The organism is Spiribacter aquaticus, from assembly GCF_007625215.1.
Lineage (GTDB): Bacteria > Pseudomonadota > Gammaproteobacteria > Nitrococcales > Nitrococcaceae > Spiribacter > Spiribacter roseus.
The window spans coordinates 240,351-263,017 of sequence record NZ_VMKP01000003.1; the positions used below are offsets into that span (position 1 = coordinate 240,351).

Genomic DNA, 22,667 nt, shown 5'->3' on the forward strand with positions numbered 1-22,667 from the left:
TGCTGGAATATGACCAATCCGAATGGCCGGACAAGAGGATCTCATGGGCGGTAAAACCCTCTACGACAAACTCTGGGATGCCCACGTCGTCCGCGACAACGGCGACGGGACGGCATTGCTGTATGTCGATCGCCAGCTCGTGCACGAGGTGACATCGCCTCAGGCCTTCGAGGGCCTGAGACTGGCCGACCGCCCGCTGTGGCGGGTCGATGCCAATCTGGCCGTGGTCGATCACAACGTCCCGACCACCGGGCGCGCCAGCGGCATCGCCGATCCGATCTCGGCGCTGCAGGTGGACACCCTCAGCCGCAACTGCCGCGAGTACGGCATCACCCAGTTCGGGTTGATGGACCGGCGCCAGGGGATCGTGCACATCATCGGTCCCGAGCAGGGCGCGACGCAGCCCGGCATGACCGTGGTCTGCGGCGACTCGCATACCTCCACCCACGGCGCCCTCGGGGCGCTGGCGTTCGGTATCGGCACCTCCGAGGTGGAGCATGCACTGGCCACCCAGACCGTGGTGCAGGCGCGCTCGAAGCGCATGCTCATCCGGGTCGACGGCCAGCCCGGCCCGGGCGTGACCGCCAAGGACATCATGCTGGCGATCATTGGAAGGATCGGCACCGCCGGTGGCACCGGTTATGCGGTGGAGTACGGCGGCGAGGCCATTCGGTCTCTGCCCATGTCCGGTCGCATGACGATCTGCAACATGTCCATCGAGGCCGGTGCGCGCTGCGGCATGGTGGCCGTGGACGACACCACGATTGAATACGTCCGCGGCCGGCCGTATGCACCGACTGGCGGGATGTGGGAGCAGGCGGAGGCCTACTGGCGGACGCTGGTCAGCGACGAGGACGCGGTGTTCGACCGGGTGGTCACGCTGGACGCCGCCGAGATCAAGCCCCAGGTCTCGTGGGGGACGTCGCCCGAAATGGTGGTGTCGGTGGACGGTGTGGTCCCCGACCCGGCTGACGAACCCGACGAGACCCGACGCGCCGGCATGCAGCGGGCGCTGGAGTATATGGGCCTCACGCCGGGGACGCCGATGCGCGAGATCCGTCCCGAGAAGATCTTCATCGGCTCTTGCACCAACGCCCGGATCGAGGATCTGCGCGCGGCGGCTCGCATCCTGCGCGGCAAGCGCCTGGCGCGGAGCATCCGCGAGGCCATGGTGGTGCCGGGATCCGGCCTGGTTAAGTGGCAGGCCGAGCAGGAGGGCCTGGATCAGGTGTTCAAGGAAGCCGGGTTCGAATGGCGGGACGCCGGCTGCTCGATGTGTCTGGGCATGAACCCGGATCGTCTGAGCCCCGGCGAGCGTTGCGCCTCGACCTCCAATCGCAATTTCGAGGGGCGCCAGGGCGGTGGCGGCCGGACCCATCTGGTCAGTCCCGAAATGGCAGCGGCGGTCGCCGTGGCCGGTCATTTTGTCGACGTCCGAGAGCTGGAGCACTAGACAATGGAGCCATTGACCCGCGTCGAGGGGGTTGTCGCCCCCCTCGACCGATCCAACGTGGACACCGATGCGATCATCCCCAAGCAGTTCCTGAAGTCGATCCATCGCACCGGGTTCGGTCCCAATCTGTTCGACGAATGGCGTTATCTGGACGAAGGACAGCCGGGACAGGACTGCAGTGATCGCCCGCTGAACCGGGATTTCGTCCTCAACCAGCCGCGCTACCAGGGGGCGAGCATCCTGCTGACGCGGGCCAACTTCGGCTGCGGCTCGTCCCGCGAGCACGCGCCGTGGGCGCTTGCGGATTTCGGCTTTCGCGTGCTGATCGCGCCCAGCTTTGCCGATATCTTCTACAACAACTGCTCCAAGAACGGCATTCTCCCGCTGACCCTGCCCGAGGAGACCGTCCAGGGCCTGTTCGAGGCGACCTGGGAACAGCCCGGCTATGCCCTGACCGTTGATCTGCCCGGCCAGTGGGTGGCGACGCCGGAGGGGACCCGTCACTCCTTCGAGATCGATCCGCACCGCAAGCACATGCTGGTGGAAGGGCTGGATGAAATCGGCGTCACCCTTGAGCACGCCGATGCCATCCACGCCTATGAGCAGCGCCAGCGCATGGTCACGCCGTGGCTGTTCAGCGATATTGAGGCGTTATGACGCATCGAATTCTGCTGCTCCCGGGCGATCACATCGGCCCCGAGATCGTCGCCGAGGCCGAGCGCCTGCTGAGGGCCCTGAGTGCGGATTTCGGCCTGGATGCCGAGCTTGAATACGCCCACCTCGGCGGCTGCGCGGTGGATGCCGAGGGTGATCCATTCCCCGCCACCACGCGGCGGCTCGCGGAATCCGCCGATGCGATTCTGCTGGGGGCCGTGGGCGGGCCACAGTGGGATGATCGGCCGCGGGATCAGCGTCCCGAGACCGGTCTGCTGAAGATCCGCTCGACACTGGGGCTTTTCGCCAATCTGCGCCCGGCCATGCTGTTCCCGGAGCTGGCGGCGGCCTCGTCGCTGCGGCCCGACGTGGTTGCCGGTCTGGATATCCTCATCGTGCGCGAGCTCGTCGGTGGTATCTACTTCGGCCAGCCCCGCGGGCTCAGGACCCGCGACGACGGGGTGCGGGAGGGTTTCAACACCCTGGTCTACGGCGCCGACGAAATCGAGCGGATCGGTCATGCCGCCTTCCAGGCGGCGGCCCGCCGTGGCGGACGCCTGTGCTCGGTGGACAAGGCCAATGTGCTTGAGTCGAGCGAGCTCTGGCGCGGGGTGATGACTGACCTTGCCGCCCGTTACCCGCAGGTCGAGCTCAGTCACATGTACGTCGACAATGCCGCCATGCAGCTGGTGCGCGATCCCAACCAGTTCGATGTCATCGTCACCGGCAACCTGTTCGGCGATGTGCTCTCGGACTGCGCCGCCATGCTGACCGGCTCCATCGGCATGCTGCCGTCGGCGTCGCTGGATGACGGCGGGCGCGGGCTCTACGAGCCGGTCCACGGGTCGGCGCCGGATATCGCGGGCCGCGGCCTGGCCAATCCGCTGGCGACGCTGCTGTCCGTGGCGATGATGCTGCGCCACAGCCTTGATGAGGCGGCGCTGGCGGACCGCGTCGAACAGGCGGTTGCCAGAGTGCTGGCGGACGGGTACCGCACGGCCGATCTGGCCACCGATCCGGCGCGCGCGGCCGACACCCGCACCATGGGTCAGGCCGTGGTCAACGCGCTTTATCACTAGCGATTCATTCGAATTTTCTCTGGGGGATGCATGAACAAGGTAGGGCTGATCGGATGGCGCGGCATGGTGGGCTCGGTGCTCATGGACCGCATGCGCCGCGAGAATGACTTCGCCGACATCGAGCCGGTGTTCTTTTCCACTTCGCAGACCGGACAGCCGGGGCCGGATGTCGGCAAGCCGGTGCCGGCGCTGCGCGATGCGCATTCCATCGAGGCGCTCGCGGAGATGGACATAGTCGTGACTTGTCAGGGCGGTGATTACACTGGCGCGGTCTATGACGATCTGCGCCGCACCGGCTGGCAGGGCTACTGGATCGATGCCGCCTCGACCCTGCGCATGGCCGAGGACAGCATGATCGTCCTCGATCCGGTCAATGCCGGGGTGATCCGTCAGGGGCTGAGTGACGGCGTGCGCACCTTCGTCGGTGGCAATTGCACGGTCAGTCTCATGCTCATGGCGCTTGGCGGGCTGCTGGAACATGATCTGGTGGAGTGGATTTCGCCGATGACCTATCAGGCGGCATCAGGCTCCGGCGCCCAGCACATGCGCGAGCTGCTGCGTCAGATGGGGCATCTGCACGCGGCGGCGGGCACGCGGCTGGCCGATCCGGCGGGCGCCATTCTGGATATCGACCGCGACGTCAGCGAGGCGCTTCGCAGTGCCGAGTACCCCGCCGATCAGTTCGGCGTGCCGCTGGCCGGCAGCCTGATCCCCTGGATCGATCGGGCAATGGATAGCGGTCAGAGCCGCGAGGAATGGAAAGCCGGGGTCGAGACCAACAAGATCCTGGGCCGGCGGACCAATCCGCTGCCCATCGACGGCCTGTGCGTGAGGATCGGCGCCATGCGCTCACACGCCCAGGCCCTGACCATCAAGCTGCGGCGTGATGTGCCGATGGCCGATATCGAAACGCTCCTGGCCGAGGCTAACGACTGGGTCCATGTCGTCCCCAATGAGCCCGCCGCCAGTCAGCAGCAGCTCACGCCGGCAGCGGTCAGTGGCGGTCTGGATATCCCGGTGGGGCGCTTGCGCAAGCTGGCGATGGGGGACGACTACCTGTCGGCCTTCACCGTGGGGGATCAGTTGCTCTGGGGCGCCGCGGAGCCGCTGCGCCGCATGCTGCGGCTGCTGGTGGAGGACTGATGCGCCCCGCGATCGCGCTGGCCGGGCTGTTGCTGGTGGCGCTGCCATCGGCATCGGCCCTTGAGCTGGGCGATCTGCAACTGGCCTCGGCCCCTGAAGAGCCACTGCGCGGGCACATCACCATTCGCGGGACCGGGCCGGTGGCGCTCAGCGCGCTCGACGTCACCCGGGCCAGCGATCGCGGGCATGCCCGGGCAGGGATCAATCCTTCCACGCTGCCACCGCGCCTGACCCTGCAGCAGGAGACGTCCCCGGCGGATCGAATCCGGGTCACCACCGCCGCGCCCACCGCCGTCTCCGAGCCGGGCGGGACGCTGGAGTTTCTCGTCCGTCTGCGCTGGCCGGACGGGCAGTTGCTGCGCCGTTACCGCATCGCCAACGAAGGTGGCCGGCTGCAGGCCAGCCCGGCGTCCAGCGCCCGATTCGGCCCGACCCGCTCCGGGGATACGCTCTACAGTCTGGCCCAGCAGTTGCGCCCACCGACAGTGACCAACAATCAGATGATGCTCTCGCTGCTCGCGGAAAATCCCGCCAGCTTCAGTGCCGATAACGTCAATGCCCTCAGGCGTGACAGCTATCTGGCGGTGCCGCGTGGCGAAGCGCTGCGCTTCCCGGACGAGGCCACGGCCACCGAGCGGGTGCGTGCCCAGGGCCGGTCCTGGCAGGCCGATGGCGGGGCAAGCACTGCGACCGGGTCGGCCTCGACGACATCGACCGCCCCGCCGTCATCGCCGGTACCCCGGCTGCAGTTGCTGCCACCGGATCCGCGGCTGACCGGGTCGGGATCGGGGGATGTCGGCGAGCGGCTCGACGCGGCGCTGGAGCCGCTGGAGGCACAGCTCCAGCGACTCGAATCCTCCAATGCCGAGCTCAGTCAGCAGAACCGCTCGCTCCAGGCCACGCTCTCGCGGCTTGAAGCCGATCTCTCGCGGCTCGAGGCGCAAAGCGCGCGACCGGTGCCCCCGCCCGACCCGCCGGCACCCACCGAAACACTGACCGCCGGGCAGGTGAGGGCGTGGCTTGAAGGGCATGCCCGCGCCGCGCTCGCCAGTCCCGTCGTCACGCTGCGCCGGCCAGCGGTGCAGTGGACTCTCGGGGCAACGGCACTGGTGCTTTCGCTGATCCTGCTGGGGCTTGTGCGGCGTCGGCGCGCGCGCGAGAACACCGCATCCGCCATGCCGAACAGCTGGCGGCCCGCCGGCGGTCGGGTCGAGCAGAGCGCCGGGGTGGCCGAGACCTCGCTGGGCGAGCCGCGGGTGCGCCCGCTGGATGAGGCGCCCGAGGATCCACTCGCCCAGGCCAGCGAGCGGATTGCCCATGGCCGGCTCGAGGCCGCCCAGGCAGTGCTGGACGAGGCGTTGGGCGAGGCGCCGGACAGCATCGATCTGCGCCTGAAGCTGCTCGACGTGCTGGCGATGCGCTCAGACCGGTCCGGCTTTGAGGCCGAGGCGCATGTCCTTCGGGCCCAGCTTGACGATCCCGATGACGAGCGTTGGCGGACGGTGGCCCGCAAGGGACGGGCGCTGTCACCGGATCATCCGCTGTTCCAGGCATGACCCGGGTGGTGCTCGGCGTCGAGTACGACGGCAGCGCGTACAGCGGCTGGCAGCGTCAGCACCACGCGGATACCGTCCAGGCGCGACTGGAGCAGGCACTGGCTGCGGTGGCCTGTCATCCGGTGACCACCGTGGCAGCCGGGCGGACCGATGCCGGCGTGCATGCCTGTGAGCAGGTCGTGCATTTTGACACCCACGCCACGCGTCCGGACCGGGCCTGGGTCAGGGGGGTGAATACCCATCTGCCGGGCGGCATCGGCGTGCGCTGGGCGGTGCAGTCAGTGAGCGGGTTTGATGCCCGGCGCTCGGCGGCGTCACGGCGGTATCGCTATCTGCTGGTCGACCGGCCGACGCAGCCGGTGCTGCTGCGCAACCGCGTGGGCTGGACATGGCGGTCGCTGGCGGTTGAACCGATGCAGCAGGCCGCCGTCGCGCTGCTCGGTGAACACGACTTCAGCAGTTTCCGTGCCGCGGGCTGTCAGGCCCATCACCCGCATCGCCGGGTGGATGCGCTTGGCATCCACCGTCGCCACGGAGTGCTTGTTTTTGATATCCGTGCGAACGCCTTCCTGCATCACATGGTCCGTAATATGGTGGGGACGCTCATGCGGGTGGGGGCCGGCGATCATCCCCCCGACTGGGTGGGGCAGGTGCTGGCGGCCAGGGATCGCCGGCGCGCGGGCGTGACGGCGCCGGCCGCCGGGCTGTATCTGGTGGGCGTTGACTATCCGGCGCGGTTTGGCCTGCCGGTGCCGCCGAAGGGGCCGGTTTTTGCCCTTGCTGAGGGCGATGAGTAAACTATGACTGTGCGGTGCCGGATCAAAATCTGCGGCGTGACGCGACCCGAAGACGCGGTGATGGCGGCGGAGGCCGGCGCCGATGCGATCGGACTGGTGTTCCATCCGCCCAGCCGGCGCTGTGTCAGCGAGGCGCAGGCCGCCCGGATCGTGGCGGCGCTGCCGCCGCTGGTGAGCGCCGTGGGACTGTTCCTGGACGCGGATACCGCGCAGGTCCGGCGGATCAGATCAGCTGTTCCGCTGGATCTGCTGCAGTTTCACGGGAATGAGTCGGCGGCGTTCTGCGAACAGTTCGGTGATCGCTACATCAAGGCAGTCGGCATGGCCGGCGGCGATGCCTGGGCGGTTGCCCGCGAGCATCCGGCCGCGGCCGGGCTTCTGCTCGATGGACACCCGCCGGGGGCGGCCGGCGGCAGTGGCGAGGCATTCGACTGGCACCAGTCGCTGCCGGCTGAACCCCGCATCATCGTGGCCGGCGGGCTCCGCGTCGATAATGTCGCCGAGGCCGTCGAAACCATTCGACCCTGGGGCGTCGACTGCAGCAGCGGCGTCGAATCCGCCCCTGGGATCAAGGATCGGCGAAGCATCGCCGCCTTCATAGAAGAGGTCTATCGTGTCGAACGTCATCCAGGCGATTGAAGCCCCCGTCGATTACGGCGAGTTCCCCGACCCGCTCGGGCATTTCGGTCCCTACGGCGGGCGTTTCGTCCCCGAGCTGCTCATGGCGCCGCTCGAGGAGTTGGCCGCCGCCTATGACCGCTTCCGGACGGACGCCGAGTTCCAGGCCGAACTGTATGCCGACCTGCAGTACTACGTCGGCCGGCCGACGCCGCTGTACTTCGCCCGGCACTGGACGGAAAGCGTGGGTGGGGCCCAGCTATACCTCAAGCGCGAGGATCTGGATCACACCGGTGCGCACAAGATCAACAACACCATGGGTCAGGCATTGCTGGCGGTGCGCATGGGCAAGCGCCGGATCGTGGCCGAGACCGGCGCCGGCCAGCACGGGGTGGCAACCGCCGCCGTCTGCGCCCGGCTGGGGCTCGAGTGCATCGTCTACATGGGCGCCGAGGATGTCCGCCGGCAGTCGGTCAATGTCTACCGCATGCGGCTGATGGGTGCCCGGGTAGTGCCGGTGGACTCCGGCACCCGCACCCTCAAGGATGCCCTCAATGAGGCATTCCGCGACTGGGCGGCCAATGTCGATGATACGTTCTACATTATCGGCACCGTCGCCGGACCGCATCCCTATCCGGAAATGGTCCGGGACTTTCAGGCGGTGATCGGCCGCGAGACCCGCGAACAGTGCCTCGAACAGCACGGGCGGCTGCCTGATGCGCTGGTGGCCTGCGTGGGCGGCGGCTCAAATGCCATCGGCATGTTCCACCCCTTCCTCGGCGATACGGGTGTCGCCATCTATGGGGCCGAGGCCGGTGGAGAGGGCGTCGCCACCGAGCGCCATGCAGCGCCGCTGTCGGCGGGGCGGCCCGGCGTGCTGCATGGCAACCGGACCTACCTGATGGAAAACGCCGACGGTCAGATCATGCCCACCCATTCGGTCTCGGCGGGCCTGGATTATCCGGGGGTCGGCCCCGAGCATGCCTGGCTCAAGGACACCGGGCGTGTCCAGTACGTGGCGGTGGACGATGACGATGCGCTCGCGGCATTCCACAACCTGGCGCAGCTCGAGGGTATCATCCCGGCGCTGGAAACCGCCCACGCCATCGCCTATGCCGAAAAGCTGGCCGCGGACATGTCGCCCGATCAGATCATCGTCATCAACTGTTCGGGTCGTGGCGACAAGGACATCAACACTGTGGCCGAGGTAGAGGGGATGGAACTATGAGCCGGATCGGGCACCGCTTTGAGCAGCGCCGCGCTGAGCAGCGCAAGACCCTGGTCACCTATCTGACCGGTGGCGATCCGCACCCCCGGGCGACGGTCCCGCTCATGCACCGGCTGGTGGACGCCGGCGCCGATGTGATCGAGGTGGGCATGCCATTTTCCGATCCGATGGCGGACGGGCCGGTCATCCAGTCAGCCTGCGACCGCGCGCTGGAAAACGGCACCGGGCTGCTTGGCGTACTCGAGATGGTGCGCGATTTCCGTCGCACCGATAACGATACGCCGGTGGTGCTGATGGGCTATCTCAACCCCATCGAGCAGATCGGTTACCAGGCGTTTGCCCGGGATGCCGCTGCCGCCGGCGTGGACGGCGTCCTCACCGTCGACCTGCCGCCCGAGGAGGGCAGCGAGCTGGTGGCGGCGCTGCTCTCGCACTCGCTGGATCCGATCTGGCTGGTCGCGCCCACCACCCGGATGGAGCGCGTCAATTCGATCTGCGGCCAGGCCAGCGGGTTTGTCTACTATGTCTCGCTCAAGGGTGTGACCGGCGCAGGCACCCTGGATGTGGATGACGTCGGCAGCCACGTTGATACGATCCGTCAGGCCACCCGCACACCGGTGGGTGTCGGGTTCGGGGTGCGGAGCGGCCATGACGCGGCCCGCCTTGGCCAGGTCGCCGACGCGGTCGTGGTGGGCACGGCCATCGTCTCGCGCATCGCCGAGAATGTCGGTGACGACGCCGCCATCGGCGATGCGGTCGAGGCCATCACCCGCGAGCTGCGTGCCGGCCTTGATACACCGCTGGCGGAGGTGGTGGATTGAGCTGGTTTGAAAAGCTCATGCCCTCGCGGATCCGCACCGAGGGCGGGCGCAGTCACAGTATTCCCGAGGGGCTCTGGACCAAGTGCGAGGCCTGCAATGCCGTGCTCTATCGGCCCGAGCTTGAGCGCAATCTCGAAGTCTGCCCCAAGTGTGACGCCCATATGCGCATTGGCGCCCGGCGGCGGCTGGCGCTGTTTCTGGACGAAGCCGGGCAGAGCGAGATCGGTGCCGAGCTGCAGCCCGTCGATACGCTGCGGTTCAAGGATTCCAAACGCTATAAGGATCGGCTGAGTCAGGCGCAGCGCACCACTGGCGAGCGGGACGCGCTGGTGGCCATGCGCGGCACGCTGATGGACCAGCCCGTTGTGGCGGTGGCCTTTGAATTCCGCTTCATGGGCGGTTCCATGGGGGCTGTGGTCGGGGAGCGCTTCGTGCGCGCCGCCGAGCAGGCCCGCGAGTCGGGCTGCCCGCTGGTATGTTTCAGCGCCAGCGGGGGCGCACGCATGCAGGAGGCACTGCTCTCGCTCATGCAGATGGCCAAGACCAGTGCCGCACTGAAGCGGCTCTCGGACGCCGGCGTACCATTCGTCAGCGTCCTCACCGATCCCACCATGGGGGGTGTGTCCGCCAGTCTGGCGACCCTGGGCGATATCATCGTCGCCGAACCCGGCGCGCTGATCGGTTTTGCCGGGCCCCGGGTCATTGAGCAGACCGTACGCGAGACGTTGCCCGAGGGGTTTCAGCGCAGTGAATTTCTGCTTGAACACGGCGCGGTGGACCGGATCATCGACCGCCGTGAGCAGCGTGTGCGCATTGCCTCCCTGCTGGCGATGCTGACCCATGCTCCGGCGCCCCGGCAGGCCGCCGCCGCCCCGAGCTGATCGACGCCAATGGCCGCGACCGTGCTCGAGCGCTGGCTCGCCTGGCTCGAGGGGGTGCATCCGCGCGAGATCGATCTGGGTCTGGAGCGGATCACCGAGGTCGCCCGGCGGCTGGAGCTGCAAAGCGATCCAACGCCGATCATCACCGTGGCGGGGACCAACGGCAAAGGCAGTACCGTGGCCTGCCTCGAATCAATCCTACAGGCTGCCGGTCATCGCCCGGGTGCCTTCACTTCGCCCCACCTGCTGCGCTACAACGAGCGTATCCGCATTGATGGAAAGCCCGTGGACGACGCCGATATCGTGGCCGCGTTCGAGGCCATTGACCGTGCGCGCGGATCGATCACCCTCACTTACTTCGAGTTCTCGACACTCGCCGCTGTCTGGTGTTTTCGGGCCGCCGGGGCCCATCCATGGGTGCTGGAAGTAGGCCTGGGCGGCCGGCTGGATGCGAGCAACTGCCTGGACCCGGCGGTGGCGGTGATCACCGCCATCGATCTCGATCACATGGAGTGGCTGGGTGACAACCGCGAGGCTATTGCCGGTGAAAAACTCGGGATCGCCCGGCCGCATCGGCCGATCATCTGCTCCGATCCCCAGCCACCGCAGCGGATTGCCGAGCGGGCTGAGGCGCTACCCGCCCCGCTGCATCAGCTGGGCCGGGACTATGGGTATGCCAGCGGCGATGGGGACTGGTCGTGGCATGACGATCACCGCCACTATGCGCATCTGCCCCGCCCCGAGTGGATGGGCGATGCGGCGCTCGCCAACGCCGCCGGAGCGGTGGCGGCGCTGACCCGTGGCATGCCATCGCTGGGTGTCGACGCCGCCAGTGTCGCCCGGGGGCTCGCCAAGGCGCGTCTTATCGGGCGTCAGTCGCGGGCGCCGGGGCCGGGGGGTGGATGGCTGCTTGATGTCGGTCACAACCCGTCGGCCATCGAGTTGCTCGCCCGCCGACTGGCCGCCCATCGCGAGCACGGCCGGGTGCGTATGGCGTTCGGGTTGATGGCCCGCAAGCCGCTGCGGGTGCTGATCGAACGGCTCGCCCCGGTGGTTGATGAGTGGTATGCCCTGTCGCTGGACGATCCTCAGAGTCATTCCGCCGAGGCGATTGAACGGGCGCTGGCGGATGTCGGTGCGGTGGTGATTGGCCGTGGTGATGCGGCCGGGGCGCGTCAGCAGCTTGAGCAACGCGCAGCGGGCAGCGATCTGGCGGTGGCCGCGGGATCCTTCCGGGTCGTCGAGGCGTTCATGCAGGCAGGCGTTGTCCCTTGCAACGCGGGCGGCAGCAGCCGAGACTGAGGCGGTGGAGTGACGCGGAGCACAGGGGTGGATCAGCGATTCAGACAGCGGTTGATCGGGGCGATTGTGCTGGTCGCGCTGGGTGTCATCTTCCTGCCGATGCTGCTGAGTGGCCCGGTGGAGCAGACCCGCGTCGACATACAGCTGGACATGCCCGCCGAGCCTTCCCTCGACGCGGCGCCGAGCCTGCCCGAAGACACCACCGACGGGACACCGGAGCCGGTTCCCCCTGAGGAAGCGGCACCCTCCGAGGCCCCGGCGCCCGTGAGCCCGGACCCGGCGGCGGGCAGTGGCGCGGGATTTTTCGTGCAGGTCGGCGCGTTTGGCAGTCTCGAGAACGCCCGGCGCCTGTCGGGGCGGCTCGATGAGGATGGCCTGACGGTCCGCATCGCCGAGAATGACCGCGAGGATCGTCTGCGCTATCGCGTTCAGGTGGGCCCGGTGGACACGCGGTCGGCGGCTGAGGCAATGGCCCAGCGCCTGGCTGAGGATCACGATCTGCCCGGCTATATCGTCGAGCCCTAGGCGACCGACTGTTACAATGATACGACTATGACACCGTTGAACTGGCTGGATCTCGCGTTTATCGGCGTCATCGCGCTGTCGGTGGTCATCGGTGTGATTCGCGGATTCGTCCGCGAGGTCATTTCGGTGCTGGTCTGGGTGGCGGCTTTCTGGGTCGGCGTCCGCTACAGCGCTCAGGTGGGCGATTACCTGTCACCCTGGCTCGCCTCCTCAATGCTGCGGCTGGTGGCCGGATTCGCCGGGCTTTTCATCCTGACCCTGCTGGTGGGGGCGCTTGTGAGTTTTCTCGCCCGCATGCTGGTTGGACGGACCGGATTGTCGGGCACCGACCGGCTGCTGGGCGTGGTCTTCGGTGCGCTGCGCGGCCTGCTGTTGATTGGCGTGGTGGTGCTGGGGGCGGGCCTGACCGCGGTCCCCAACGAGACCTGGTGGCGGGAGTCGGTGATCGCGCAGGGTTATCGCCCATGGGTCTGTCATGCACAGGTCGGTAGCTGGCTTGAACAGGCGCGTCAGGTGCCCGGGGTGTCACAGGCACCGGTCAACGGCACGGCGGCGTTCGCCTACTGGGAAGCCTACTGTCAGATCAATTCACAATCCAACGGCGAGAGCGGGAGCTGAATCTATGTGTGGCGTAATCGGCATGGTGGCCCGGGAACCGGTCAACCAGGCCCTTTATGATGGCCTGACGGTCCTCCAGCATCGCGGGCAGGATGCCGCCGGCATCATGACCTTTGATCGCGGCCGGCTGCATCTGCGCAAGGACAACGGTCTGGTGCGCGATGTCTTCAGCACCCAGGACATGATGCAGCTGCAGGGCAACATGGGAATCGGTCACTGCCGCTATCCCACCGCCGGCTGCGCCAGTGCGGCCGAGGCCCAGCCGTTCTATGTCAACTCACCCTACGGCATCAGCATCGCCCACAATGGCAACCTGACCAACGCCGAGGCCATCAAGCGCGATCTCTTTCTCGAAGATCTCCGCCACATCAATACCAGCTCCGATTCCGAAATCCTCCTCAACGTGTTCGCCCATAAGCTCGCCGAGCTGGGTAAGCTGCGGGTGGACGAGTCGGACATCTTCAATGCGGTCACCGGTATTCACGAGCGCTGCCATGGCGGGTACGCGGCCGTGGCCATGATCAACGGCTATGGCGTGCTCGGCTTCCGTGATCCCAATGGCATCCGGCCGCTGTGCTTCGGCAGTCGCGAGACGCCCTCGGGCACCGAGTACATGATCGCCTCGGAGAGTGTCGCGCTGAGCGTTCTCGGCTTCCGGCTCATCCGGGATGTGGCGCCCGGTGAGGCCGTGTTCATCGATCTCGAAGGGCGTCTGCACACCCGCCAGTGCGCCACTGAGACCGCGCTCTCGCCGTGCATTTTCGAATACGTCTACCTGTCCCGGCCCGATTCCATGCTCGACGATGTCTCGGTCTACAAATCGCGGCTGCGGATGGGGCGGACCCTGGCCCGCAAAATCAAGCGGGAGTGGGCGCATCACGACATCGACGTGGTCATCCCCATTCCGGATACCAGCCGCACCAGTGCGCTGGATCTGGCCAACGATCTCAACATCCGGTATCGCGAGGGATTCATCAAAAACCGCTATATCGGCCGGACCTTCATCATGCCGGGTCAGGCCGTGCGGAAGAAATCCGTCCGCCAGAAGCTCAATCCCATCGAACTGGAATTCCGCGGCAAGAATGTCCTGCTGCTCGACGACTCCATCGTCCGCGGCACCACGTCGGAGCAGATCATCGAGATGGCCCGCGACGCCGGTGCCAACAAGGTGTTCTTTGCCTCGGCCGCACCGCCGGTGCGCTACCCCAATGTCTATGGCATCGACATGCCGGCGGCCCGGGAGCTGCTCGCGCATGGCCGATCGGTGGAGGACATCCGCCAGACCATTGGCGCCGACGGGATGATCTATCAGGACCTTGAGGATCTGGTGGCCGCCGTACGCGAGGGCAATAGCGACATCGGCAGCTTTGACTGCTCATGCTTCGACGGCCGTTATGTGACCGGCGACATCAGCGTCGACTACCTGCTGCAGCTTGAGGCGCAGCGCGGCGAGGCGGCCCGTCAGGTGGGCCAGGAGAGCACCGCCGTGAACGAACTCGGGATGGTGCGCTCTTGAGTTGGGGCGACGACACCACCGGCCTGCGCGCGGGCTGGGAGCGGACGCCTGAGCAGGAGCACTCCGAGGCGATATTCCCCACGTCGAGCTTCACCTTTCGGAGCGCGGCCGAGGCGGCGGCACGGTTCAGCGGCGAGGAATCGGGGAATATCTATTCGCGGTTCACCAACCCCACCGTGCGGGCCTTCGAAAACCGTCTGGCGGCGATGGAAGGCGGCGAACGGGCAATCGCCACGGCCTCGGGCATGTCGGCGATTCTCAGCCTGTGCATGGGGCTGCTGCGGACCGGCGATCATGTGATCTGCTCGCTGGGTGTGTTCGGGACCACGAGTTCGCTGTTCGCCAACCAGCTGTCGCGGTTCGGGGTGCACACCGATTTCGTCTCACCGACGGACGTGGATGCCTGGGCAGGGGCGATGCGCCCCGAAACGCAGATGCTGTTCCTCGAAACGCCGTCGAACCCGTTGACCGAAGTGGCGGACATCCGTGCCCTCGCGGATCTGGCCCACGCCCACGATGCGCGGCTGGTGGTGGATAACTGCTTCTGCACCTCGGCCCTGCAGCGGCCGTTGGATTGGGGCGCGGACATCGTCTCGCACTCCGCCACCAAATACCTCGATGGTCAGGGGCGCTGTGTGGGCGGTGCGCTGGTCGGTGACGCCGATACCCTGGATCGGCACATCTTCCCGGTGCTGCGCACGGCCGGGCCGACGATGAGTCCGTTCAATGCCTGGGTATTCCTCAAGGGGCTCGAAACGCTCAACCTGCGCATGCGCGCCCACAGCGAGCAGGCGGCCGCGCTTGCCGAATGGCTGCGCTCGCACCCGGCGGTGACGCGGGTTTTCTACAGCGGCCTGGCGGATCACCCGCAGCATGCGCTGGCGGCCCGTCAGCAGAAGGCGTTCGGCGGCATCGTCTCGTTCGAGGTCGCGGGTGGCCGAGCGGCGGCCTGGAGCGTCATCGACCATACCCGGATGCTCTCGATTACCGCCAACCTCGGCGATACCCGCTCGACCATCACCCATCCGGCCACCACCACCCACGGTCGTGTGCCGGCGGATCAGCGTGAGGCCATGGGCATTCAGGAAGGCCTCGTGCGGGTCTCGGTGGGTCTTGAGGACTTAACTGACATCCAGACCGATCTGGATCATGGGTTGTCGCGAATCCGTCAGGGCGGTTGAACAAGCGTTACTGGTTCCGTACGGTTTTGTTCATCGAAGCCATTGCGGAGCGGTATGACAGACCCAACCGGTCTCTCCATCACACCCCTGGATGCGCCTGACGCATCGTCGACCGCCCCCGGCCTGCCGTCCATCACCGCGCCAACCCAAGGGGCTGTCCGATGACCACCAAGATCTCGGTCGATAACCTCCACAAAGTCTTCGGGCCTGATCCCGATGAGGGCATGCGTCTTCTGGAGGCCGGCTATGAAAAGGACGCGATCTTCGAGAAGACCGGCAACACCGTGGGTGTCCAGCGCGCGTCCTTCGACATCGAAGAGGGCGAAATCTTCGTCATCATGGGGCTGTCCGGCTCCGGTAAATCCACCATCGTGCGGATGTTCAACCGCCTGATCGACGCCACGGCGGGACGGGTTCTGATCGATGGACGTGATGTCACGGCGATGCCGCGTAACGAGCTGATCAACCTGCGTCGCCACGAGATGAGCATGGTGTTTCAGTCGTTCGCGCTGATGCCCCATAAAACGGTGCTGCAGAACGCCGCCTTTGGTCTGGAAGTGGCCGGCAGCGACCGCGAGACCCGCGAAGCGCGGGCCCTTGATGCCCTCGAGCAGGTGGGTCTCAAGCCCAACGCCAGCAGCTTCCCGGAGGAGCTCTCCGGTGGCATGCAACAGCGCGTCGGGCTGGCCCGGGCGCTGGCGGCCGACCCGTCGATCATGCTGATGGACGAGGCGTTCTCGGCGCTTGACCCGCTGATCCGCACCGAGATGCAGGATGAGCTGGTGCAGCTGCAGCGGGAGAACCGCCGCACCATCATTTTCATCTCCCATGATCTCGACGAGGCCATGCGGATCGGCGATCGCATCGCCATCATGCAGGGAGGCCGGGTCGTTCAGGTGGGCACGCCCGAGGAAATCGTCACCCAGCCGGCCAATGAGTATGTGCGCTCGTTTTTCTACGGCGTGGACGTCACCCGGGTGTTCTCGGCGACGGATCTGGCCGATCGCCGTCAGGTCATGGTGTTCGATCGTCCCGGCACCAGCCTGCGCGCAGCGCTGGAGCGCCTGCATGCCAACAACCGCGAGCTGGGCGTGGTCCTGGACACCGACGAGCGCTATCGCGGCACGGTCAGTGCCGATTCGCTGAAAAAGGCGATGGATGCCGGCAATGACGCGGGTTTTGACGCGGCGTTTCTGGACGACGTGACGACACTGCCGGCGGATACGCCCCTCAGTGATGTGGTGACCCGATCGGCGCAGACCGGACATCCGCTGCCGGTGACCGATGCCAGCGGCCATTACGTGGGCAGCATCAGCCGAACCGCCGTTCTCAAGACACTGGATCGCTCAGGAGCAGAATAATGGCTGATTTGCGGGAGATCATTGATATCCCCATCGGCGGATGGGTCGAGGCCGGCGTGGAGTGGGTCCGCTCGACGCTGGCGGGGCCGCTTGATGGATTCGCCACTGGCGTTGGATTCGTCGCCGACGGGCTCGAGTCAGCGCTGCTGTTCCTGCCCGACTTTGTCCTGGCCCCTCTGTTGGTGGCGTTTGCCTGGTACCGGGTCGGCTGGCGGTTTGGTCTGTTTGCCGCGCTGGCGCTGCTGCTGGTGGTTGGCATGGGACTGTGGCAGGAGACCATGCAGACCCTGGCGCTGGTGATCGGCGCGAGTCTGATCGCCCTGCTGGTGGGGCTGCCGCTGGGCATCACCATGGCGCGACGCGACGCGGTGGCTATGGTCGTGCGGCCGGTACTGGATTTCATGCAGACCATGCCGCCGTTCGTCTATCTGATCCCGGCGGCCATTTTCTTTGGGCTGGGCAAGGTGCCCGGCACCATCGCCACGGTGATCTTCGCGATGCCGCCGGCGGTTCGCCTGACCAACCTCGGCATCCGCCAGGTCAGTCAGGAGAACGTCGAGGCGGGACTCGCCTTTGGCTGCACCCAACGCCAGCTGCTTTACAAGGTGCAGGTGCCACTGGCGATGCCCTCGATCATGGCGGGCGTCAACCAGACCATCATGCTGGCCCTTTCCATGGTCGTCATCGCCTCGATGATCGGCGCCGGCGGGTTGGGCAATACCGTTTTGACAGGCATTCAGCGGCTGGACGTCGGCCTCGGTTTCGAGGGCGGACTGGGTGTTGTCATTCTCGCAATCCTGCTGGATCGGATGACGCAGAGCTTTGGCCTGCGCCGTGGCAAGGATTGATTTTTTGTTGCAAGAAAGGAGTAACCCGATGCTAAGGCAATCAACGCGTCTCTTGGTCACCGGAGCGCTGGGGATGGCCCTCGCGGGGGGTGCCCAGGCCCAGGATGACACGATTGAAATTGGCTGGACGGCCTGGTCTGACGCCGAGTTCGTCACCAAGCTCGCCTCGCGGCTGATCAATGAGAACACCGACCACACGGTCGAGCTGGTGCAGACGGACATCGCGCCGCAGTACCAGGGCATCGAGACCGGCGACATCGACGCCATGATGATGGCGTGGCTGCCGGCAACCCACGAGGACTATTACGAGGAAATCGCCTCGAACGTCGAAAACCTCGGCGTGCTCTACAACGGGGCCCGCCTCGGCTGGGTCGTGCCGGACTACATCCCGGAAAGCCAGCTGTCCTCGCTGAGCGATCTGTCCAACGAGTCGGTCCGCGACAAGCTGGACGGGCGCATCACCGGTATCGATCCGGGCGCCGGCCTCACGCAGCTCTCCGAGTCCGCCATCGAGGAGTACGAGCTCGACGGCTACAACCTGCAGACCTCGAGCGGTGCCGGCATGACGGCGGCGCTGGACCGCGCCACCAACCGCGAGGAGTGGGTCGTGGTAACGGGCTGGAGCCCGCACTGGAAGTTCGGTGCCTACGACCTGCGCTATCTCGAGGATCCGCAGGGCGTGCTGGGTGGTCCGGAGCGTGTTCACGTCCTGGCCCGCGCGGGCTTTGATGCGGACTATCCGCAGATCTCCCAGGTGCTGACGCGCATGTATCTGTCGCTCGACGAGCTTCAGGGCTACATGTTCGAGGCGCGCGAGAGCTCCTATGACGAGGCGATCAGCCAGTTCATCGATGAGAACCCGGATCAGGTCAACTACTGGCTGACCGGCGAGTTCTGATCGACGGTGCCTCGGGCACCTCGGGCCGAGCCAATCGGCCGATTCACACCCCGCCGCGTGCGGGGTGTTCTGTTTTAGACTGCGGGAATGAGATTACGGCGAAATCCGCGTCCCGACATTCACGCCCCGGATCCCGCCAGCCGCCGCGCGGCCATCGATGCCGCGGTGGTGGGGCATAACGCATTGCGCCGGGTCGTGACCCACGATCCCGATCGCGGCGTTCGTTGCGCTGCCATCCGCCGACTCCAGGACCTGATCATCCTGCGTCAGGTGTGCGAGTCGGAGAGCGACGAAGTGGTCCGCGAGGCGGCCCGCGTTCGTTACCGTCAGTTGCTCGCCGGCGGCGATACGCTGGATATCGGCTATCGGCATGCAGCGCTGAAGGCCTGTTCCGACGCCCAGATCATCGCCCATGTAGCCCGCAGTGCCCGTGAGCCGAGCCTGCGCCGGGCGGCGCTCGGGTTGATCGACGAATGGGGGTTGCTTGAGGAGATCCGTTGTCACGACCCGGACCCCACCGTCCGGTCCGCTGCCGCCGACCGGTTGATCAACCTTCGAAGCTGAGTGTCTCCAGTCGAGCGGTGCCATGGTCGATGCGCAGCACGCTGCCCTGTTCAAACCAGTCCCCCAGGACGATGCGACGCCCGGCGCCATCGCCCAGGTCCAGGTGGTGAATGGCGGGGCGGTGGGTGTGGCCATGGATCAGGGTCCGCACACCCCAGGTTTCAAGCCGGTCGCGCACGGCCGCAGCGTTGACGTCCATGATCGCGGCGGGCTTGCCGGCCATGGCCTCACCACTGCGCTGGCGCAGGTCGCGCGCCTGCTCCAGCCGTCTGGCAATGGGCTGTGCCAGAAATCCGGCCTGCCACTCCGGGTCGCGGACCTGCGCGCGGAATGCCTGATAGGCGGTATCGTCGGTACACAGCGCATCGCCGTGCTCGAGGAGCACCGCTTCGTCGTCGATCTCCACCCATGTGGGCTCGGCCAGCATCGTGATCCCAGCGGCCTGACAGAACGCCGGGCCAATCAGAAAGTCACGGTTGCCCGCCAGGAAATAGACCGGAGTGCCCTTTGCACTGAGCGCCGCGAGCGCCGGCGCGACGGGATCATCCGCCGGTTGTGCGTCGTCGCCGATCCACGCCTCGAACAGGTCACCCAGAATGAAAAGCGCGGCCGCGGACGGCGCGCGCGTCTCGACGAAATGGCGGAATGCCCGTATGGCCGCCGGGCGCTGCGGATCCAGGTGCAGATCGGCGATAAACAGCACCGGCGCGCGGGTGGTGTCAAAACGCAGTGGAGTCATGGCGTGACGATGCCCGGGGCGGCAGCTGCATGCAAGGCGCGGTTCCATTACCATTGCGGCGATGGATCATCAGGCCGTTCGCACACGCTTCGCACCCAGCCCGTCGGGCCAGCTTCATGTCGGCAACCTGCGCACGGCGCTTTTCAACTGGCTGCTGGCGCGGCACCACCGGGGCGCGTTCGTGCTGCGCATCGAAGACAGTGATGCGGCCCGCAGCGATGCCGAGCGTATCGAGCGGCTGCAGGGCGACCTGGAATGGCTGGGGCTCGGCTGGGATGTGGGGCCGGGGGTCGACTCACCGGTCGCCTGGCAGCAGTCCCGACGGACCGACCTGCATGCCGAAGCGGCCGGGCGCCTGCGGCACATGGACGCCGCCTATTACTGTTTCTGTTCCACCGAGCGGCTTGCCGCGCTGCGCGAGCGTCAGAAAAAGGCCGGCCACCCGCCACGTTATGACGGCTGCTGCGCGGGTCTCGATCCGGTTCGCTCGGCGGAGCGCGTCGCGGCCGGAGAGTCCGCGGTCCTGCGGTTGCGCATGCCGGCTGAAGGCAGTCTCCGATTCATCGACGCGGTGCGCGGCGAGCAGTCATTCCAGGCGGCGGATCTCGATGATCCGATCATCCAGCGGGCCGACGGGAGTGCCGCATTTCTGTTCGCCAACGCCCTGGATGACGCGCTGATGGGGATCACCCATGTGCTGCGCGGCGAGGATCATCTCTCGAATACGCCTCGCCAGATCGTGCTGCTCGAGCGCCTGGGGCAGTCGGTCCCGGTCTACGGTCACCTGTCGCTGGTGGTCGACGATCAGGGGGCGCCGCTATCGAAGCGCCGCGGTGCGCCGGGTGTCGGGACCCTGCGGGACGAGGGCGTGGAACCGGCGGCCATCGCAAACTACCTGGCTCGGCTGGGCAACCCGGCGCCGGCGGACGGCCTCGAGCCGCTCGACACGCTGGCGGCGGATTTCGACGTGACCCGCCTCAGCCGGCGGCCGGTCCGGTTTGATCGTCGCCAGCTCGATTACTGGCAGTCGCTGGCGATGGCGGCGGCGCCGGTCGCCCGCCTGCGACCCGCGCTGCGGGTCGACTGCGTGCCGGGCGACCGGGTCGCCGCATTCATCCGCCTCGTGCAACCCAACCTGCGCCGCGCCGATGAGCTCAATGACTGGGCGCTGCGCCTGTTTTCGCGGCAGTCAGTGCTCAACGGGGCGCTCGAAGCCCGGCTCCGCCCGTCGGGAGCGGCCTTCTTCGAAACCCTGGCCGGGCTGCTCGAGTCGGCGGCCACCGCTGACTGGAAGCCCCTGCGGGCCGAGCTCGAGGCCGCCACCGGACGCCGCGGCGGCGCGCTGATGAAGCCGCTGCGCCAGGCCCTGACGGGGCTTGATCATGGCCCGGCACTGGGCGACATCATTCATCTCATGCCGGCAGATATCCGCCGGCTGCGTTTGCAACAGGCGGCCGCCATCGCCGCCCCGGGAGCCGATACGGATGCTTGAGATCCATGACAGCCTGAGTGGCCGCAAGGCCGCCTTCGTGCCCATCGATCCGCCGCATGTCAGTCTCTATGTGTGCGGCATGACGGTGTACGACTACTGTCATCTCGGCCATGCCCGCGCCATGGTGGTCTTCGACATGGTGGTCCGCTACCTGCGGGCCAGCGGCTACGACGTCCACTATGTGCGCAATATCACCGACATTGACGACAAGATCATCGCCCGGGCCGCCACGCTGGGCGAGTCCATGGACGCGTTGACATCGCGTTTCACCGAGGCGATGCACGCCGACGCCGATGCGCTCGGCTGCGAACGTCCCGACGAAGAACCCCGCGCCACGGCGCATGTCGACGAGATCATTGCCATGATCCAGCGCCTCGTGGACCGCGGCTACGCCTACGCGGCCGGGGGCGATGTGTATTACGCCGTCGGCCAGTTCGCCGATTATGGCCAGCTCTCCGGTAAGCGTCTCGAGGATCTGCGGGCCGGCGCCCGGGTCGAGGCGGGTGAGCACAAGCGCGATCCGGCCGACTTCGCGCTGTGGAAGGCGGCGCGACCCGACGAACCCGGCTGGCCCTCGCCGTGGGGCCCGGGGCGGCCCGGCTGGCATATCGAGTGCTCGGCCATGTCCACCCACTGCCTGGGTGACCACTTCGACATCCACGGCGGTGGGCTCGACCTGAAGTTTCCCCATCACGAGAACGAGATCGCCCAGTCGGAAGCGGCCACCGGCGAGCATTTCGTCAACTACTGGATGCACAACGGCCACGTGCGCATCGACGATGAGAAGATGGCGAAGTCGCTGGGCAACTTCACCACCGTGCGCGACGTCCTCGCCCGGCACGATGCCGAAACGGTCCGCCATTTCCTGCTCTCAAGTCATTACCGCAGCCCGCTCAACTATACCGCTGACGCGCTGTCGCAGGCGCGGAGCGGGATGGAGCGGCTCTACACGGCATTGCGTGACCTGCCCGGGGAACAGACGCAAGCGGGGGACAGCGAGGTGTTCCGCGGCCGCTTTCGGGCGGCGATGGATGACGATTTCAATACACCGCTGGCCCTGGCCGTGCTGTTCGAGCTGGCGCGCACCATCAACCGCGCCCGCGAGGCCGGCGAGGTTGACCGGGCCGATGGTCTGGGCACAACACTGCGCGAGCTGGGCGGCATGCTGGGGCTGCTGGGTCAGTCGCCGATCGCCTATCTGCAGGCGACGGCGTCAGAGGATGATGCCGATGCCACACGCATCGAGGCGCGACTCGCCGAGCGGGCGGCGGCCCGGGCGGCCCGGGATTTTGCGCGCGCGGATGCCATTCGTGATGAGCTGCTGGCCGAGGGGGTGGTGCTCGAGGATAAGCCTGAGGGCACCCGCTGGCGTCGCGACGGCCACTGAGCCAGG

22 protein-coding genes are annotated in these 22,667 nt (G+C 66.9%); 21 read left to right on the forward strand and 1 reads right to left on the reverse strand.

Translation table 11 applies throughout. The annotated features are described in order from the left end of the window. Positions 1-43: 43 nt before the first annotated feature. From leuC to FPL11_RS07760, 19 genes are all read left to right on the forward strand, one after another. The gene (leuC, locus tag FPL11_RS07670) at positions 44-1,453 is read left to right on the forward strand and encodes a 3-isopropylmalate dehydratase large subunit (RefSeq protein WP_069134267.1); all 1,410 of its coding nucleotides are present in this window, start codon (positions 44-46) and stop codon (positions 1,451-1,453) included. A 3-nt stretch (positions 1,454-1,456) separates the two neighbouring features. Further along, the gene (leuD, locus tag FPL11_RS07675) at positions 1,457-2,110 is read left to right on the forward strand and encodes a 3-isopropylmalate dehydratase small subunit (protein WP_144348091.1); all 654 of its coding nucleotides are present in this window, start codon (positions 1,457-1,459) and stop codon (positions 2,108-2,110) included. Beyond that, positions 2,107-3,186, forward strand: a complete 1,080-nt coding sequence (leuB, locus tag FPL11_RS07680) for a 3-isopropylmalate dehydrogenase (protein ID WP_144348092.1) — start codon at positions 2,107-2,109, stop codon at positions 3,184-3,186. The genes leuD and leuB overlap by 4 nt, the downstream gene beginning before the upstream one ends. 30 nt (positions 3,187-3,216) lie before the next feature. Beyond that, positions 3,217-4,329, forward strand: a complete 1,113-nt coding sequence (gene asd, locus FPL11_RS07685) for an aspartate-semialdehyde dehydrogenase (protein WP_144348093.1) — start codon at positions 3,217-3,219, stop codon at positions 4,327-4,329. Continuing rightward, positions 4,329-5,885: a type IV pilus assembly protein FimV gene (locus FPL11_RS07690; protein ID WP_144348094.1), complete on the forward strand. Its 1,557-nt coding sequence runs from the start codon at positions 4,329-4,331 to the stop codon at positions 5,883-5,885. The genes asd and FPL11_RS07690 overlap by 1 nt, the downstream gene beginning before the upstream one ends. Further along, positions 5,882-6,682 carry a tRNA pseudouridine(38-40) synthase TruA gene (gene truA, locus FPL11_RS07695; protein WP_144348095.1) on the forward strand — a complete coding sequence of 267 codons (801 nt, stop codon included), beginning with the start codon at positions 5,882-5,884 and terminating at the stop codon, positions 6,680-6,682. Before FPL11_RS07690 ends, truA begins: the two co-directional genes overlap by 4 nt. A gap of 9 nt (positions 6,683-6,691) precedes the next feature. Continuing rightward, the gene (locus tag FPL11_RS07700; RefSeq protein WP_144348273.1) at positions 6,692-7,321 is read left to right on the forward strand and encodes a phosphoribosylanthranilate isomerase; all 630 of its coding nucleotides are present in this window, start codon (positions 6,692-6,694) and stop codon (positions 7,319-7,321) included. After that, on the forward strand, positions 7,296-8,528 hold the full coding sequence (gene trpB, locus FPL11_RS07705) for a tryptophan synthase subunit beta (protein ID WP_144348096.1): 1,233 nt from the start codon (positions 7,296-7,298) through the stop codon (positions 8,526-8,528). The genes FPL11_RS07700 and trpB overlap by 26 nt, the downstream gene beginning before the upstream one ends. Continuing rightward, a complete protein-coding gene (trpA, locus tag FPL11_RS07710) occupies positions 8,525-9,349 on the forward strand; it encodes a tryptophan synthase subunit alpha (protein ID WP_144348097.1) in 825 nt (274 codons plus the stop codon). The genes trpB and trpA overlap by 4 nt, the downstream gene beginning before the upstream one ends. Further along, positions 9,346-10,230, forward strand: a complete 885-nt coding sequence (accD, locus tag FPL11_RS07715) for an acetyl-CoA carboxylase, carboxyltransferase subunit beta (RefSeq protein WP_069134156.1) — start codon at positions 9,346-9,348, stop codon at positions 10,228-10,230. The genes trpA and accD overlap by 4 nt, the downstream gene beginning before the upstream one ends. A gap of 9 nt (positions 10,231-10,239) precedes the next feature. Continuing rightward, positions 10,240-11,532, forward strand: a complete 1,293-nt coding sequence (locus FPL11_RS07720; RefSeq protein WP_144348098.1) for a bifunctional folylpolyglutamate synthase/dihydrofolate synthase — start codon at positions 10,240-10,242, stop codon at positions 11,530-11,532. Positions 11,533-11,559: 27 nt separating this feature from the next. Next, positions 11,560-12,057 carry an SPOR domain-containing protein gene (locus tag FPL11_RS07725; protein WP_144348099.1) on the forward strand — a complete coding sequence of 166 codons (498 nt, stop codon included), beginning with the start codon at positions 11,560-11,562 and terminating at the stop codon, positions 12,055-12,057. A 27-nt stretch (positions 12,058-12,084) separates the two neighbouring features. Further along, a complete protein-coding gene (locus FPL11_RS07730) occupies positions 12,085-12,675 on the forward strand; it encodes a CvpA family protein (RefSeq protein ID WP_235013465.1) in 591 nt (196 codons plus the stop codon). Positions 12,676-12,679: 4 nt separating this feature from the next. After that, on the forward strand, positions 12,680-14,191 hold the full coding sequence (purF, locus tag FPL11_RS07735; RefSeq protein ID WP_144348100.1) for an amidophosphoribosyltransferase: 1,512 nt from the start codon (positions 12,680-12,682) through the stop codon (positions 14,189-14,191). Then, entirely contained in the window at positions 14,188-15,372 is a 1,185-nt protein-coding gene (locus FPL11_RS07740; RefSeq protein WP_069134161.1) for an O-succinylhomoserine sulfhydrylase, read from the forward strand. The genes purF and FPL11_RS07740 overlap by 4 nt, the downstream gene beginning before the upstream one ends. A 161-nt stretch (positions 15,373-15,533) precedes the next feature. Next, a complete protein-coding gene (gene proV, locus FPL11_RS07745) occupies positions 15,534-16,733 on the forward strand; it encodes a glycine betaine/L-proline ABC transporter ATP-binding protein ProV (RefSeq protein ID WP_144348101.1) in 1,200 nt (399 codons plus the stop codon). Then, positions 16,733-17,581 carry an ABC transporter permease gene (locus FPL11_RS07750; protein WP_412549245.1) on the forward strand — a complete coding sequence of 283 codons (849 nt, stop codon included), beginning with the start codon at positions 16,733-16,735 and terminating at the stop codon, positions 17,579-17,581. Before proV ends, FPL11_RS07750 begins: the two co-directional genes overlap by 1 nt. A 28-nt stretch (positions 17,582-17,609) precedes the next feature. After that, entirely contained in the window at positions 17,610-18,479 is an 870-nt protein-coding gene (locus FPL11_RS07755; RefSeq protein ID WP_069134164.1) for a glycine betaine ABC transporter substrate-binding protein, read from the forward strand. A gap of 87 nt (positions 18,480-18,566) precedes the next feature. Next, positions 18,567-19,043 carry a hypothetical protein gene (locus FPL11_RS07760; RefSeq protein WP_144348102.1) on the forward strand — a complete coding sequence of 159 codons (477 nt, stop codon included), beginning with the start codon at positions 18,567-18,569 and terminating at the stop codon, positions 19,041-19,043. On the opposite strand, the gene FPL11_RS07765 is transcribed toward FPL11_RS07760, so the two are convergent. Next, complete coding sequence (locus FPL11_RS07765) at positions 19,027-19,782, reverse strand: UDP-2,3-diacylglucosamine diphosphatase (protein WP_144348103.1); 756 nt, start codon at positions 19,780-19,782, stop codon at positions 19,027-19,029. The two genes, FPL11_RS07760 and FPL11_RS07765, sit on opposite strands and share 17 nt — an antisense overlap. A 61-nt stretch (positions 19,783-19,843) precedes the next feature. Between FPL11_RS07765 and gltX the strand changes: the two genes are divergently transcribed. Continuing rightward, on the forward strand, positions 19,844-21,274 hold the full coding sequence (gene gltX / locus FPL11_RS07770; protein WP_144348104.1) for a glutamate--tRNA ligase: 1,431 nt from the start codon (positions 19,844-19,846) through the stop codon (positions 21,272-21,274). Continuing rightward, positions 21,267-22,661, forward strand: a complete 1,395-nt coding sequence (cysS, locus tag FPL11_RS07775; RefSeq protein WP_144348105.1) for a cysteine--tRNA ligase — start codon at positions 21,267-21,269, stop codon at positions 22,659-22,661. The genes gltX and cysS overlap by 8 nt, the downstream gene beginning before the upstream one ends. Positions 22,662-22,667 lie beyond the last annotated feature (6 nt).

Bases quoted from the DNA above. Each gene is read 5' to 3' on its own strand.
- leuC (WP_069134267.1), top strand. From the start codon at position 44: ATGGGCGGTAAAACCCTCTACGACAAACTCTGGGATGCCCACGTCGTC.
- leuD (WP_144348091.1), top strand. From the start codon at position 1,457: ATGGAGCCATTGACCCGCGTCGAGGGGGTTGTCGCCCCCCTCGACCGA.
- leuB (WP_144348092.1), top strand. From the start codon at position 2,107: ATGACGCATCGAATTCTGCTGCTCCCGGGCGATCACATCGGCCCCGAG.
- asd (WP_144348093.1), top strand. From the start codon at position 3,217: ATGAACAAGGTAGGGCTGATCGGATGGCGCGGCATGGTGGGCTCGGTG.
- FPL11_RS07690 (WP_144348094.1), top strand. From the start codon at position 4,329: ATGCGCCCCGCGATCGCGCTGGCCGGGCTGTTGCTGGTGGCGCTGCCA.
- truA (WP_144348095.1), top strand. From the start codon at position 5,882: ATGACCCGGGTGGTGCTCGGCGTCGAGTACGACGGCAGCGCGTACAGC.
- trpA (WP_144348097.1), top strand. From the start codon at position 8,525: ATGAGCCGGATCGGGCACCGCTTTGAGCAGCGCCGCGCTGAGCAGCGC.
- FPL11_RS07720 (WP_144348098.1), top strand. From the start codon at position 10,240: ATGGCCGCGACCGTGCTCGAGCGCTGGCTCGCCTGGCTCGAGGGGGTG.
- FPL11_RS07730 (WP_235013465.1), top strand. From the start codon at position 12,085: ATGACACCGTTGAACTGGCTGGATCTCGCGTTTATCGGCGTCATCGCG.
- purF (WP_144348100.1), top strand. From the start codon at position 12,680: ATGTGTGGCGTAATCGGCATGGTGGCCCGGGAACCGGTCAACCAGGCC.
- proV (WP_144348101.1), top strand. From the start codon at position 15,534: ATGACCACCAAGATCTCGGTCGATAACCTCCACAAAGTCTTCGGGCCT.
- FPL11_RS07750 (WP_412549245.1), top strand. From the start codon at position 16,733: ATGGCTGATTTGCGGGAGATCATTGATATCCCCATCGGCGGATGGGTC.
- FPL11_RS07755 (WP_069134164.1), top strand. From the start codon at position 17,610: ATGCTAAGGCAATCAACGCGTCTCTTGGTCACCGGAGCGCTGGGGATG.
- FPL11_RS07760 (WP_144348102.1), top strand. From the start codon at position 18,567: ATGAGATTACGGCGAAATCCGCGTCCCGACATTCACGCCCCGGATCCC.
- FPL11_RS07765 (WP_144348103.1), bottom strand. From the start codon at position 19,782: ATGACTCCACTGCGTTTTGACACCACCCGCGCGCCGGTGCTGTTTATC.
- gltX (WP_144348104.1), top strand. From the start codon at position 19,844: ATGGATCATCAGGCCGTTCGCACACGCTTCGCACCCAGCCCGTCGGGC.
- cysS (WP_144348105.1), top strand. From the start codon at position 21,267: ATGCTTGAGATCCATGACAGCCTGAGTGGCCGCAAGGCCGCCTTCGTG.